The organism is Thermorhabdus hydrogeniformans (assembly GCF_049310025.1).
Taxonomy (GTDB): domain Bacteria; phylum Bacillota; class Thermosediminibacteria; order Thermosediminibacterales; family Tepidanaerobacteraceae; genus JBJYKD01.
On the sequence record NZ_JBJYKD010000002.1, the window covers coordinates 152,435 to 166,342 of the forward strand.

Genomic DNA, 13,908 nt, shown 5'->3' on the forward strand with positions numbered 1-13,908 from the left:
TTTTTAATACATAAAATTATGGCTCATACCCGAACCTGCTAAAAAATTCTTCTTTCAGTTCGATTAAATAGTCTCCTTCGATGGCCTTTCGAATTTCTTTCATGAGATTTAGCAAGAAGTATAAATTGTGAATCGTGGTAAGCCTTATGCCGAGCACTTCCTTCGCGTTGATGAGATGGCGGATATAAGCCCTTGTGTAGTTCCTGCAAACGTAGCAATCACATTCGGGATCCGGAGGAGAATAATCCCTGGCGTAGGCTGCGTTTCTAATAACCAATTTTCCATTTCTGGTAAAAATTGTACCGTTCCTGGCAATCCTTGTAGGCAAAACGCAATCGAACATGTCTATACCCCGAATTACCCCCTCGAAAATGGCATCAGGTGAACCAACACCCATTAAATACCGGGGCTTTTCCTCCGGCAGGAGAGGCACAGTGTAATCCAGTACTTTATACATTTCTTCTTTCGATTCACCTACGCTCAACCCACCCACGGCGTAACCCTTAAAATCCATGGAAGTCAGGTCTTTTGCGCTCTTTACTCTAAGATCTCTGTACAATCCCCCCTGCACTATTCCGAAAAGAGTCTGGTTAGGATTCTTATGGGCCTTTTGGCACCGCTGCGCCCAGCGAGTGGTTCTCTCCACCGAGTTTTTAACATATTCATAATTTGCAGGATAGGGGATACATTCGTCGAAAGCCATTATAATGTCGGCGCCAAGGGCATTTTGTATCTCTATAGACGTTTCGGGCCCTATAAAGTGCAGCGAACCGTCTATATGAGATCTAAAGGTAACTCCTTCCTCTCTAATCTCCCTTAATTCTCCCAGGCTGAATACTTGATAGCCGCCACTGTCTGTCAGAATTGGACCGTCCCAGTGCATAAATTTGTGAAGCCCTCCCGCCTCCTCCACTACCCTGTGGCCGGGCCTGAGATAAAGATGGTAGGTATTGCTTAAAATGATTCTCGCCCCGATATCTTTAAGTTCTTCGGGCGTCATGGTCTTAACGGTGGCCTGGGTGCCCACCGGCATAAACACGGGTGTTTCAACGGTTCCATGAGGGGTTTCCAGCAGACCCAACCTCGCCCTGCCATCTTTTGTCCTTTTTATGACATTAAACCTCACTAGACATCATCCTCTTGTTGATTTTTTACCACAATCAGTTTTTCTATTAGATCATCTTCCATCGAGTATATAGAAATTTTCGCATCCGCCACTCTAAAGGTTTTCCCCACTTCGGGCTTTTCGCCACGTTCCCTGCAGAGGCGCGCCACCACTCCTCCAATGGTGTTGCCCAGGGTCTCGGGTATATTGACATTGACCAGCTCATTGACATCCCTGACCAGCATGGCGGAGTTAACTACGGTACCTTCCTCTACAAAAGACTTGCCAGGCGTAAAAACCTTATTTATCGCGAAAAGACCCGCGATGGCCAGAATGCCCAGCAGTATATCCAGCATGGTCTTTGCTTCTATTATCATCTTCCTTGCGATGGCGTAAAGCAGAACTTCTATTACGCTGGAGGGAGTATGCCTTACCAGCATAATCACCAGCTCCAGGCCGATGACCAGGGTTAACGTGTGACCGAGAAATGTCTGTAGCACCGGAAAGGTCTCCAGCGGAGGGGTTTCAAAAATTATTTTAAAATACCTGAATAAATCCGTAGAACCTATGATTACACCTATAACTATAAAGAGAGCTAGAACCGCTTCAAGGATAAAAACGCTTTTGACCATTTGTTCGGATACTTTACCCTTCATAAAACACCCCCTATATGATAAGCATGGCATCACCAAAGCTGTAAAACCTGTATTTTTTATTTATGGCCTCTTCATAGGCTCTGAATACCTTTTCCTTTCCCGCAAAGGCGCAGACCAGCATTATCAAAGTGGATTCCGGGAGGTGAAAATTTGTGACAAGGCCGTCTATGGCCTTAAACCTGTACCCGGGGTAAATAAAAATATCAGACCAGCCGCTTTTCGGCTGTATCTTACCGTTTTCATCCGCTACCGTCTCAAGGGTCCTGGTAGAGGTGGTTCCGACGGCTATAACCCTGCGCCCTTTTTCCCTGGCCGAATTTATTTTTTGGGCGGCTTCGCTGCTTACTTCGTAATACTCGGCGTGCATTTTATGCTCTTCTATGTTTTTTACTCTGACGGGTCTAAACGTGCCGAGCCCTACGTGGAGTGTAATATAAGCTGTTTCCACGCCTTTATTTGTTATCCCGGCGAGCAAATCCCTGGTAAAGTGTAGCCCCGCCGTCGGAGCCGCCGCGGAACCGGGATAACGGGCGTATACGGTCTGGTAGCGATCTTTATCTTTTAGTTTCTTTTTGATGTAAGGTGGCACGGGCATCTGGCCCAATTCATCCAGCACCTGCTCAAAAATTCCATCATAATAGAATTCGGCAATCCTGCCTCCTGCGTCGGTATAATCTATAATTCTGGCTCTTAAACGCCCGTCTCCAAAAATGATTTCACTGCCTGCCTTAGCCCTTCGGCCGGGTTTAACCAGTATTTCCCACATGTCTTTGCCTGTCCTCTTCAACAAGACGAACTCAACTTTCCCTCCGGTATCTTTACGGGTTCCTACCAGCCTTGCCGGTATGACTTTCGTATCGTTTAACACCAGACAATCGCCGGGCTCGAGATATTCGATTATATCCTCAAAAATTCTATGTTCTATCGCCCCGTCGTTTTTATGCAGTACGAGCAACCTTGATTTGGACCTGTCTTCAAGCGGTTCCTGGGCTATCAAATCTTCGGGCAGATGATAATAAAATTCCTTTAATTCCATCGGATGCACTTCTTTCCAAGCTGTTATTTTATTTCCACATTTTTGTAATAGTGTTGCAATATCTCTATATAATTATACCCTTTTTGTGCCATTGCCCTGGCCCCCAACTGGCTCATGCCCACTCCATGGCCGTAGCCCCTGCCTACCAGCTTATAATCGCCTGACGAATTAGTTACGGTTCTTAATCCATCGGCCCCAGCCAGGTAAACGGTATCCGCCGAAATGTAAAGGCGGCCGTTTTCGTTTATGGCGTATTTTCCTTTTAACGGCACCCTGCTTTGTCCTGTGCTGCTTTCCAGTATCATATATAAATCGGAACCTCCCGTAATATCAAAAAGGGTGCTCTTCAATTGCAATACATTTCTTATCTCTGAAGACGACAGGACTTTTTGTCCCAAACTTGCGGAAAGTAAAATCTTTTTGACTCTACCCGAAGGGCTCCTCTCGAGCACTGAAATGCTCCGGACTTCACCTATGGATATTGCCATATCCGCTAGCCTTTTGCTGAGTTCCTGCAAAGACAGGTTTACTTCCCACCTCTGAGTGGAATCTTCGACAAAGGTATCCTCCATACCCTTTAAATAGGGTAAATCAAATCCGAATACCTCTGCACTGTCTTCGGTAACGCCGCCGCTGTCGGCGTGATACATGGCCAGAATAGGCTTTTGGTCGTACAAGATCAGTTGACCGCGTGTTTCGTCAACAGCTCTGTTGGTGAGTTTATTTTCGACGTCATAACCGCCGTAAACCTGGTCCCCATTTCCCGCGCTAACATCGAACCCAAATTTTTGCATTTTTGAAAGGTTGTATACGGCGTAAGTTCTGGACGCCACCGCCTGCGCTTTCAGCGCCTCCATCGGCCAGTTAGGAGGCATTTCAGTAGGAACAACTCCGTACAGGTATTCTTCCAGCCCAAGTTCGTTTACCGCCGTTATCTTTCCTTTATCGGAGGGCAAAAACTCGATTATCCCCCTGTACCTGCGGCCGTTTAACGAGATCAGACCGGACTCCACCGTGCCTGCCACAAATACGGGGCTGTCCATTTTGAGTGGCAGAATAATTTTTTTTGAATCCGCACTGCCGGTGATTTCAATTAGGTCGGCAGAACTTCCAGAAGAAGCGTTCCGGGATACTTTTTCCATTACAGCCCACTGGCCGTCAAAAAAGAGGTAAGCCTGCTCCCGCCTTGAAAGCAGCTTTTCTAAAATTCCCAAAGCCTCTTCCATATTTTTTATATTTCCCGCGACCACTGAAAAATCCTCAGAGTCCCTTGCGAAAACGTCCACCACTTCGTCATTGATGTTAAGAACCGGAACCAATTCTTTTCCCCTTTTAAACCCCACTGTAAAGCTTTTCTCCGATGCCAATCGATAGGAACCTTTCGCCGTGGCGCCATAAAATAGGCCCACCCTTATGGTGGAGGGTGTCATCACGGCGGACTCACCGCGGGCAGGTACCGCTTTCACTGCAAAAAAGAGGATGAAAATAAAAAGAACGACTGGTCCAACGGCCGGGTACCGCCCCGTCATTTTTACCGTGAAAAGACCTTTTGTATACCAATCAAGTAAAAGCTTTTTCATTAACACCAAGACCCCCTGAAAAAGGCATAACAGTATTGCTTTATTTACTTTTCTTTTGCTGCCTCAGCACATACTTTTTATTTTACCTTCGAAAAAGGCTGAATATCACAGTGAGTATTATGCTCAGAATTATGCTTGTGGCGAGTGGAAAATAAAAGGTAAAATTACCTTTTTTTACAACTATGTCGCCGGGCAACCTGCCTATCCCTATATTTGAGCCCAAGAGAAATATTCCGCCAATCGCTATCAAAAATACGCCCATCATTATGAGAATTTTCCCGAAGGAATTGAGCATAACATACCTCCCGCTATTGTTTCTTTATCCCAAGATGTTCATAGGCCCTGTCAGAAAGGACTCTGCCTCTGGAGGTCCTGAAAATGTACCCTTCTTGGATAAGATAGGGTTCGTACAAATCTTCTATGGTCGAGATCTCTTCGTTCAGGGCGGCGGCAATGCTTTCTATCCCTACGGGCCCTCCATTGAACTTTTCCGCGATGGTCAAAAGCAGCCGCCGGTCGTTTTGATCCAGGCCGTTAGAATCAATCTCCAGCAGTTTCAAGCCTTCCTCCGCAATATCCGGCGTGATAACGCCATCTCCCTTAACCTGAGCGTAATCCCTCACTCGTTTTAAAAGGCGGTTGGCTATTCTGGGGGTTCCTCGGGAACACCCGGCTATTTTTTCCGCCGCCTTCTCCTCTATCGGCACGTTGAGTATTCTGGCGGATCTAAGTAAAATATCAATCAGCTCCTGTTTATTATAAAAATTGAGTCGAAGGCTCACTCCGAAGCGGTCCCGCAGAGGCGATGTCAAAAGACCCGCCTTTGTAGTGGCTCCCACCAGAGTAAAAGGGCTCAAATTAAGCCTGATAGACCGGGCGCTGGGCCCCTTTCCGATCATTATGTCGAGAGCAAAATCCTCCATGGCCGGGTATAAAATTTCTTCTATGCTGGGGTGGAGGCGATGGATTTCATCGATAAATAATAAGTCTCTTTCACCCAGATTGGTCAGTATCGCCGCAAGATCTCCCGGCCGCTCGATGGCGGGGCCGGAAGTTATCCTTATGTTTACACCCAACTCGCGCGCTATAATGTAAGCCAGCGTTGTCTTGCCCAGACCCGGAGGACCGTATAACAGAACGTGATCCAGAGCCTCCTGCCTCATCAGAGCGGCTTTGACATATATCTTAAGATTTTCTTTAACCTGCTCCTGGCCTATGTATTCGTCAAAATTAAGCGGCCTCAAATCCTTTTCATATTCCAGTTCCTCACTGTTTTTTAAAACGGGTGTGACCATTCGTTCTTTCATCATAAATATCACCCTTCTACCTGGACAATTTCTTTAAGGCTTTTGTAACAATTTCTTCTACTGAATTTCCGGTATTATCGATTAAAGCCAGTTGTATTTCGCCTGGATTAAATCCCAGAGACATGAGGACTTCCCTGGCTTCGTACAAAGCGTCCCCGCTTTCGGATTTCCCCGCTTCCACGGGCAGGTCTTTTACGCTGTCTTTCAAATCTATTATTATCTTTTGCGCCGTTTTTTTTCCGATTCCGGGCACTGAAACAAGGGTTTTCACATCTTCGGATAAAATACAGGCTTTTAATTTTGCCACATCAATCAGCGAAAGAATGGATATGGCCGCTTTGGGGCCGATCCCAGACACCCTGTTCAACAGCATAAATGCCCGCCTCTCCAAGATATCGAAAAAACCTATAAGTTCTATCGTTTCTTCTTTTATTATCATGTAGGTGTACAGCTTTATTTCTTGCCCATTCATGGTTTTTATCCTGTTGTAAGTATGCAGGGATATGGTTAGCCTCAATCCCCAGCCGCCGGTCTCTATGACGGCGAAATTTGGCTCCAATTCTATCAGCGTTCCTCTAATGTAATCCAGCATTTTTAAAACCTCTTTGCACTATTGAATAGACTGTTTATCCTGCTTGAGTTTAAATGGCACAGAGCGGCGGCCAGCGCATCAGCCGCGTCGTCCGGTTTGGGTATGCTGTCCAGATGGAGAAGTACTCTAATCATTTCCTGCACCTGATGTTTGTCCGCCCTCCCGTAGCCCACCACAGCCTGTTTTACCTGCAATGGGGTATACTCAAAAACTTCAATATTCAACAAAGAGGCGGCCAGAATGGCAACACCCCTTGCCTGTCCCACCGTAATTATGGTTTTTGCATTTTTATTGTAAAAGAGTTCTTCCACGGCAATGGCGTCGGGTTTATACTTCCGCATTAAATCAAGATAACCTTTATAAATACACTTTAACCTCTGGGGAATCGAAAGATTGGTATCGGTTTTTATAACCCCATATTCCACGACGGTGTACCCGTTATCCTTACCCTCGACGAAGCCGAAACCGCTTATGGCAATCCCCGGGTCTATACCCATAATTAACATAAAATCACCCTTAAAGTTTATTCTACATCCAAGGGTGATTTCCTTTTTTTAAAAAACATTTAATTTTATATAGAGGAGCCCTTAATTTGTCAATCCTTCCCTGATTTTTAAAAATTCTTCCCTTCCTGTGATAATCAGGCCCTTTTCCAGAAGATTGCGGTCTTCCTCCCGCAGGGTATCGGCCAGAATGTCGGTTTTCTCTATAACTTTTGACGCCACACCCGGTATGCCCTGGAACAGGGCTACATAACCGTCTTTTAAACCGATGTAATAATGTTCATTGCAAATGTCGTCCACCTGTTTTCTTAATATAACCTCTTCGGATGTAAAACTTCGAATTTCCCAGCCGGCCATTTCCTGCTCCAGTTGCGCTCTGGTAAAACCTTCATATTTTTCAGGGGCCGTTTCCTCGCTTTTAATCTCATGCCCGCATTTTGAATAAAAAATTACAAACACAAATTTTGCTCCGGTTTTCAGTTTTGTCTCCGGAGTGAAATTCGCTTCCTCTTCCTCGCCGCGATTCTGATTTATATCCGGACTTGGTTCTCGCAATGATACAAAGGTTTTAAAATAACCGTATCCAAAGCTGAGAACCGCAAAAACCAAAATAAAGATTATATACCTAAATAATTTTTTAGGCATACTTATTCCTCCCTGTACTCTTCGGATGAATAGTATGCCCTTAAAATAACATTATTATACATTATTACTCTTTACAAGACGGCTCTTAAGCCTTCACCGCTCTCCCAAAAGACGGCATTTTCAATCATCTTCCACATCTTCTGGCATTTCAAGATTATGATATACATTCTGGACATCATCATGTTCTTCCAGGGCATCCAGCAGGCGTTCCAGACTTTCGCTTTCCTTGCCCGATAAAGTTATGGTGGTTTTTGGCAAATAAGTGATTTCTGCGGAAGACAGAGCTATATTGCTGCTCTCCAGTGCTTTTTTTACGGCCTCGAACTGTTCGGGACTGGTGGTTATCTCTATGGAATCATCCTGTTCTTCCACATCATCCGCCCCGGCATCGATGGCCGATATCATGATGTCATCCACACTGATATTTTCACTTTTCTCTATTATTATTAACCCTTTCTTTTCAAACATCCATGCCACGCAACCCGCTTCACCGAGGTTCCCGCCGTATTTGTCGAACAAGTGTCTTAGTTCTCCGGCGGTGCGATTTCTGTTATCCGTGGTAACTTCCAGCAAAATCGCAACGCCGCCGGGCCCGTAACCTTCATACATGATTTCCTCATAATCGGCGCCGCCTAGCTCTCCACTGCCTCTTTTTATGGCCCTCATTATGTTTTCATTGGGCATATTGACCTCTTTCGCTTTTTCAATGATATCTTTAAGCCTGGAGTTGGCATTAGGGTCCGGACCGCCTTCTCTAACGGCCACGATAATCATCTTGCTGAACTTGGTATAAATCTTTCCTTTTTGCGCATCCATCTTTGCCTTTTTGTGCTTGATATTAGCCCACTTTGAGTGGCCGGACATTTTCATCCTCCCCCTTTCTTAAACGAATTCCTCAATTATTTTAGCATAAATCGGCCATATTGAAAAGAAGGATGGCGTTTTGATGGCTTTCACGTTCTCTCCGGTTGAGTTCCATGCTTCTTTTGCAGGATTAATCGGGCCAGGGACCCACTGTGGGAGGTTGTCCGATCATTGAACATCATCTATTTCCCGAATCCACAGCGATCCGTCGGCATCGCTCGGCATTCTCCAATCGCCTCTGGGGGAAAGACTTACCGAGCCCACTTTTGGTCCGTCAGGCAAACATGACCTCTTGAATTGTTGCGTGAAAAACCTTCTATAAAATACCTTCAGCCATTTTTTAATATCAGCCGTTGAATATTCCCCCGCAAAAGCTTTTTCAGCAAGAAACAGTACCTTTCCGGGTTCCGATCCAAATCTCACCGTATGATACAGGAAAAAATCATGCAGCTCATAAGGACCGATAATGTCTTCGGTTTTTTGATTAATTTTACCCGGTTTATCTGGAGGTAAAAGTTCCGGACTTATGGGAGTATCCAGTATTTTCTTTAAAATAATCCTTGAATCCCCAGACATTTCATTGTTCGCCACCCATTCCACAAGGAATTTAACCAACGTCTTCGGCACCCCCGCATTAACGGCATACATAGACATATGGTCTCCGTTGTAAGTACACCAGCCAAGTGCGAGCTCGGAAAGATCCCCCGTACCTACCACGAGACCGTTTACCTTATTGGCAAGGTCCATTAAAATTTGCGTTCTTTCCCTCGCCTGGGTGTTTTCGTAAGTCACATCATGAATGTTCGTATCATGTTCTATATCTTTAAAATGGCGCAAGCAGGCTTCTTTTATGTCTATCTCTTTTATTGTAACATTCAGGGATCTCATTAATTCCATTGCGTTGTTATAAGTTTCATCGGTGGTGCCAAAGCCGGGCATTGTAACGGCCATGATGTTTTTTGAAGGGATTCCGAGCAAATCAAAAGTCTTTCTTGTAACCAATAGCGCCAGGGTGGAGTCCAAACCTCCTGAAACTCCTATAACCGCATTTTTCATGCCGGTGTGTTCAAGCCTTTTGGCCAGCCCTGCCACCTGGATATTGAAAATTTCCTGGCATCTTTCAGTCATGGTCGATGAATCCTTTGGCACAAATGGGTTCTTATCCACTTTCCTATCAAAATTATCTCTTGTTACATAATAATCTCTATTATATTCCAGTTCGACAAGGTGGTATTCCGCATGTTTTGAATAAAAGTCCACATTATCGGCAAAACTTTTGTTTAATCGCCTCTCGGCATTTAAACGTTCAATATCTATATCGGAATATATAACTTCATTTTCCCTGCTAAATCTTCTTGACGTTTCGAGTATGATACCGTTTTCGCATATTATACATTCTCCCCCAAAGACCACATCGGTAGTGGATTCATGCACTCCCGCTGATGCGTAAAGATAAGCGCAAATTCCCCTTGCACTTTGTTGAGAAATTAACTGCCTTCTGTACTCCGATTTTGCTACAAGTTCATTGCTTGCTGATAGATTGGCTATAATGTCGGCACCATTCAGTATGAGATATGAACTTGGAGGAATTGGCGCCCACAAATCTTCACATATCTCTATCCCCAGTGAAAAATTCAGCTCTTTCGATTTGAAAATAATATTGCCAAAGGGCACTTTTTTGTCAAATAAACATACTTCTTTCAAAGACCTGCCTGCTTCATACCCGGAACTGAACCATCTTTTTTCGTAATATTCTTTATAATTTGGGATATTTATCTTAGGTACAATTCCAATCAATTTTCCGCGCTGAATGGCCACAGCGCAGTTATACAATTTGCCTTCTACGAATAATGGCATCCCCACCAGAGATAAGACCGCTAATTCCTTAGATTTCTCTGCCAGCGTTTTCAATGCTTCCATCGACTTATTCAACAGAAATTTTTGATGAAATAAATCGCCACAGGTATACCCAGTCACACAAAGTTCGGGAAAAACAATAATCGCCGCTCCCCTTTTGTCCGCTTCGTTCATTATATTATATATTTGGGATATGTTGTACTCGGGATTGGCTACTTTTAGCCTGGGTGAAGCTGCGGCCACTTTTACAAACCCATATCTATTCATTTTACTCCCCCCTTCAGTAATTATTAAATTAATTGTTATTGAATTTTCTATCCGCCCCGAATGGCCTCATCAACATAACACTCACCCATCCATTTAACCGCCGCATTGCCCGATGTAATATTTAAAATATAATCGGTAAAATTTAAGTTTGAAGAAAAAGGAACATATATTCTCAGCGATACCTTCTCGGTATAGTTTATACCCCCGGGTATGAGATTTTTCTGTTTAATCTCCCATTGAACTTTTCCCAGCATGTTATATTCAATTGAAACCTCATATTCGTCGCACTTAATTTTTTTAATTATTCCGGCCTTCTCAAGGGCCGTACCGGCACTATCGCTGTACGCCCTCGCCAGGCCGCCCGCTCCTAAAAGTATGCCTCCAAAATATCGCGTCACCACCACCAGAACATTTTTCAAACCTTTGGATTTTATTACTTCCAGAACCGGCCTTCCGGCCGTCCCGGCAGGCTCGCCATCATCGCTGAATTTCTGTACTTCGTCTTTAAGGCCTATAACATAAGCATATACATTATGAGCGGCGTCCCAGTATTTTTTACGGATCAAGTCCAGGTATTTTTCAGCTTCTTCCTGATTTTCAACAGGTGTTGCATTGGCGATGAATTTGGACTTCTTTATGACCAGAAGGCTCTCGATCGAATTTTGTATGGTAAAAAATTCACTGTCATTCATAGAAAAAACCACCCGTTACTCATCTCGCTCTAATTATCTTAAATTATTCCGGGAATGTCAAACGTAAGGTAAGATAATTTTTGGAATAACCTTTTTACATAATACAAGTTAGCAAAATTTTTTTGCTTCTGTATGGTATATTAAGAGGGCTTTCAACAAGCGAAAGCCCTCTTTTGTTTGTTATATTAATTTGTTATATTTAATTCTCATTCTACTTTGAAAAAACGTGATTGCCGATGGTGGTGACATAGGGCCTTGACCTTACCCACCTGTCACTAGTCTTGCCGGGGTTATAGAAAGTTGTAGCTCCCCCGGTAGGGTCAAAACCCGCCAGTGCGTCCATCACTGCTCTTCTTGCGGTCTCATCGGGAGTCAAATAAATCTGGCCGTTTTGCACCGGGCTATACTGGTAATAGCCGTCTACCACCTGAAAGATTACGCCAGGTATGGTATCAGGATACCTTGGATCCTTAAGCCTGTTCAGCACTGTTGCCGCCACAGCTACCTGGCCAAGATACGGTTCTCCCCGGGCTTCAGCATAAACTAATTTTGCCAGTAACTCTATATCTCTTTGTGAAAATCTGCCTGTGCTCCCGCGGTACGAAGGATAAACCTTCAATGCTCTAAAAGTCTGGGGGCCTACAATGCCATCGACACGTATCCCCCTCGCCCTTTGAAACCTCTTAACTGCAGCTTTGGTTTTGGGGCCGAATATCCCATCAACTTTGCCGGCCCAAAATCCCAATGTATTCAATTTTTGCTGGAGTTGAGCGACATCTCTTCCCCTCGACCCCTGTCTGAGTGTTCGATCTCCAAGGTTGGCAGCCATGGCAACCGGTGTCAGTGTTAAAAGCAAAAGCAGGACAACCAAAACCCTTGTAGCAGTTTTTCGCATGGTTTCCCCTCCTTTGTTTTTCTGAGACCGAAGAAGAGTTGTCAAAATTATAACATCCTGAGCCTTTTTTAACAAAAACCGTATGCGATTAAAATCAGGCTTTAATTGTTTACCATAATTATTTTACGTAAATATTTTATATGATTTTACCCGGATAAAATATCTCTCCGTAATTCTACCGTATGGTTTTCAAAGGTTTTTAATCAAAAATAAGCCTCTTCAGCCAGTATAATGGAAAATTGACAACCGCAGGAAAATTTTTTGCCAGCTCGAACAAGCTTTTTTTATAACAGTGACTCTCAGGGGGTTCAGTCATAATATGGAAAATCGCTTCCAAAAATTTTTCCTCCTGATTAGGTTTAAGAAAAGATTTTTTGTCCGCCATGATAATGCTTAAAATTGCAGAATTCCTGAATTCATTCAAAAAGATCTTATAGCACTTTTCCTCATAATTTTCACCTTTCTGTCCATTATTCGCCATTTCTGCGGCTATCTGCGCGCTTCTTAAACCGTAATAAATACCTTCCCCCGAAAACGGGTCTACAAGGCCCGCAGCATCTCCAATCAAAAATAACTTATCACTGGAAATTTTTCTCTTTCTGCCGCCGACCGGGAGAAAAGCCGGTTCAATTTTTAGCCTTTGAGTCACGGTTTTATTTTTAATTTTGTCATATAAAAAATCGTGAAAAGCTCGATAAACCAGCCTGCCGTTGAGAAATGAGCCTCCCACTCCGATGTTAAAAAAGTCGCTGCCCGGGAAACACCATCCCATTCCCGATATTACATCGGGGAAAAAAAATTCTACGCGGTCTGTTTGACTGTCTTTGATATGTTCTTTTGATACTTTGGTGCAGAAAGCCATCCCCAACTCCCAGCGAGGCCATTTATTTCTGATACCGCCAGCTTCGGCTACACTGCTGAAAACGCCGTCGGCTCCCATAAGGTACTCTGCGTAAAATACCCCGCATGTCGTATATATTTTGTAGCAGTCCTTCTGTTTTTCATAACCTTCAAACAGGCAGTTCTCCTTAAATTCAACACCGGTATTTTGGGCCCGGGTAACCAAATAATAGTCGAATTCTCTTCTTTTTACAACGATTCCAACAGGACTTTGATCAATCAACACCGGTTTCCTTTCACCATTCAAATCAAGGCTTATTCCATAGACGGGATTGCAATCTATTTCATCAAAAACACCTCTTCCCAAAATATTTATGGTTTTTCTTGAAATCAAGCCACCGCACGTCTTGTCTCGTGGAAAAGAACTTTTATCTATCATTATAGTTTTAAATCCTTTCTTCGACAGATTTTCCGCACAAAATGAACCCGAAGGGCCTGCTCCTATAACCGCAGCATCATACCTCAAGTTCTTCACCTCGTGATAAAGTTTTTCCTTTATATTTTATCCACGTACACGCCCGTTCATTTTTAATAACAAAAAAAGCCCATCGGGCTTCAAATATAGAAAATCTGAATTCTGACTCACATCATTAACATTTATTTCAAAACCTTCTCCACTTCCTTCAATTTATCATAAAGATTCTTAAAATTCCTCAACCGAACGGCGGTTTTGTACATCTCATCCAGCTCGTTTTTTATGCGGTTATAAAGGAGTTCAACACTTACGGTTTTTAATTCGGGTGCTATGGATCTAACTTTATCTCCCGTTATTTCAAATTTCTGGTTAAATTCAGGAATGATTACTTCCACACCCCTACAAAAAACAAAAATGGCTCCCCGAGCAGGATTCGAACCTGCGACCCTCCGGTTAACAGCCGGATGCTCTACCGCTGAGCTATCGAGGAACACATCTTTAATACATACATATATATAATTTTAATCCCGGCAGCGACCTACTCTCCCGGGGGATGACCCCAAGTACCATCGGCGCTGGAGGGCTTAACCTGTG

The 13,908-nt window shown here is 43.8% G+C and carries 15 protein-coding genes and 1 tRNA gene; all 16 read right to left on the reverse strand.

The features are described from left to right. Positions 1-16: 16 nt before the first annotated feature. Positions 17-1,126, reverse strand: coding sequence for a tRNA guanosine(34) transglycosylase Tgt (gene tgt, locus ACKX14_RS01765; RefSeq protein ID WP_422444045.1), 1,110 nt, complete (start codon positions 1,124-1,126; stop codon positions 17-19). Continuing rightward, positions 1,126-1,761 carry a transporter associated domain-containing protein gene (locus tag ACKX14_RS01770; RefSeq protein ID WP_422444047.1) on the reverse strand — a complete coding sequence of 212 codons (636 nt, stop codon included), beginning with the start codon at positions 1,759-1,761 and terminating at the stop codon, positions 1,126-1,128. The genes tgt and ACKX14_RS01770 overlap by 1 nt, the downstream gene beginning before the upstream one ends. 10 nt (positions 1,762-1,771) lie before the next feature. Continuing rightward, entirely contained in the window at positions 1,772-2,797 is a 1,026-nt protein-coding gene (queA, locus tag ACKX14_RS01775) for a tRNA preQ1(34) S-adenosylmethionine ribosyltransferase-isomerase QueA (RefSeq protein WP_422444049.1), read from the reverse strand. 23 nt (positions 2,798-2,820) lie between these two features. Next, complete coding sequence (locus tag ACKX14_RS01780) at positions 2,821-4,377, reverse strand: SpoIID/LytB domain-containing protein (RefSeq protein ID WP_422444051.1); 1,557 nt, start codon at positions 4,375-4,377, stop codon at positions 2,821-2,823. Between the two features lie 82 nt (positions 4,378-4,459). Then, complete coding sequence (locus ACKX14_RS01785) at positions 4,460-4,672, reverse strand: DUF2905 domain-containing protein (RefSeq protein WP_422444053.1); 213 nt, start codon at positions 4,670-4,672, stop codon at positions 4,460-4,462. Between the two features lie 13 nt (positions 4,673-4,685). Further along, on the reverse strand, positions 4,686-5,684 hold the full coding sequence (ruvB, locus tag ACKX14_RS01790) for a Holliday junction branch migration DNA helicase RuvB (RefSeq protein ID WP_422444080.1): 999 nt from the start codon (positions 5,682-5,684) through the stop codon (positions 4,686-4,688). A 16-nt stretch (positions 5,685-5,700) separates the two neighbouring features. Then, positions 5,701-6,276: a Holliday junction branch migration protein RuvA gene (gene ruvA, locus ACKX14_RS01795; protein WP_422444055.1), complete on the reverse strand. Its 576-nt coding sequence runs from the start codon at positions 6,274-6,276 to the stop codon at positions 5,701-5,703. A gap of 2 nt (positions 6,277-6,278) precedes the next feature. Then, complete coding sequence (gene ruvC, locus ACKX14_RS01800; protein ID WP_422444057.1) at positions 6,279-6,782, reverse strand: crossover junction endodeoxyribonuclease RuvC; 504 nt, start codon at positions 6,780-6,782, stop codon at positions 6,279-6,281. Positions 6,783-6,863: 81 nt separating this feature from the next. Next, the gene (locus ACKX14_RS01805) at positions 6,864-7,424 is read right to left on the reverse strand and encodes a BofC C-terminal domain-containing protein (RefSeq protein ID WP_422444059.1); all 561 of its coding nucleotides are present in this window, start codon (positions 7,422-7,424) and stop codon (positions 6,864-6,866) included. A gap of 120 nt (positions 7,425-7,544) precedes the next feature. Beyond that, positions 7,545-8,288, reverse strand: coding sequence for a YebC/PmpR family DNA-binding transcriptional regulator (locus ACKX14_RS01810; protein WP_422444061.1), 744 nt, complete (start codon positions 8,286-8,288; stop codon positions 7,545-7,547). 168 nt (positions 8,289-8,456) lie between these two features. Continuing rightward, the gene (locus ACKX14_RS01815) at positions 8,457-10,412 is read right to left on the reverse strand and encodes an NAD(+) synthase (RefSeq protein ID WP_422444063.1); all 1,956 of its coding nucleotides are present in this window, start codon (positions 10,410-10,412) and stop codon (positions 8,457-8,459) included. Between the two features lie 47 nt (positions 10,413-10,459). Then, positions 10,460-11,104: a YigZ family protein gene (locus tag ACKX14_RS01820; RefSeq protein WP_422444065.1), complete on the reverse strand. Its 645-nt coding sequence runs from the start codon at positions 11,102-11,104 to the stop codon at positions 10,460-10,462. A 211-nt stretch (positions 11,105-11,315) separates the two neighbouring features. Next, complete coding sequence (sleB, locus tag ACKX14_RS01825) at positions 11,316-11,999, reverse strand: spore cortex-lytic enzyme (protein WP_422444067.1); 684 nt, start codon at positions 11,997-11,999, stop codon at positions 11,316-11,318. Positions 12,000-12,198: 199 nt separating this feature from the next. Then, the gene (locus ACKX14_RS01830) at positions 12,199-13,365 is read right to left on the reverse strand and encodes an NAD(P)/FAD-dependent oxidoreductase (protein ID WP_422444069.1); all 1,167 of its coding nucleotides are present in this window, start codon (positions 13,363-13,365) and stop codon (positions 12,199-12,201) included. 131 nt (positions 13,366-13,496) lie between these two features. Next, positions 13,497-13,709: a hypothetical protein gene (locus ACKX14_RS01835; protein ID WP_422444071.1), complete on the reverse strand. Its 213-nt coding sequence runs from the start codon at positions 13,707-13,709 to the stop codon at positions 13,497-13,499. 20 nt (positions 13,710-13,729) lie between these two features. Continuing rightward, positions 13,730-13,804, reverse strand: a tRNA-Asn gene (locus tag ACKX14_RS01840). Positions 13,805-13,908 lie beyond the last annotated feature (104 nt).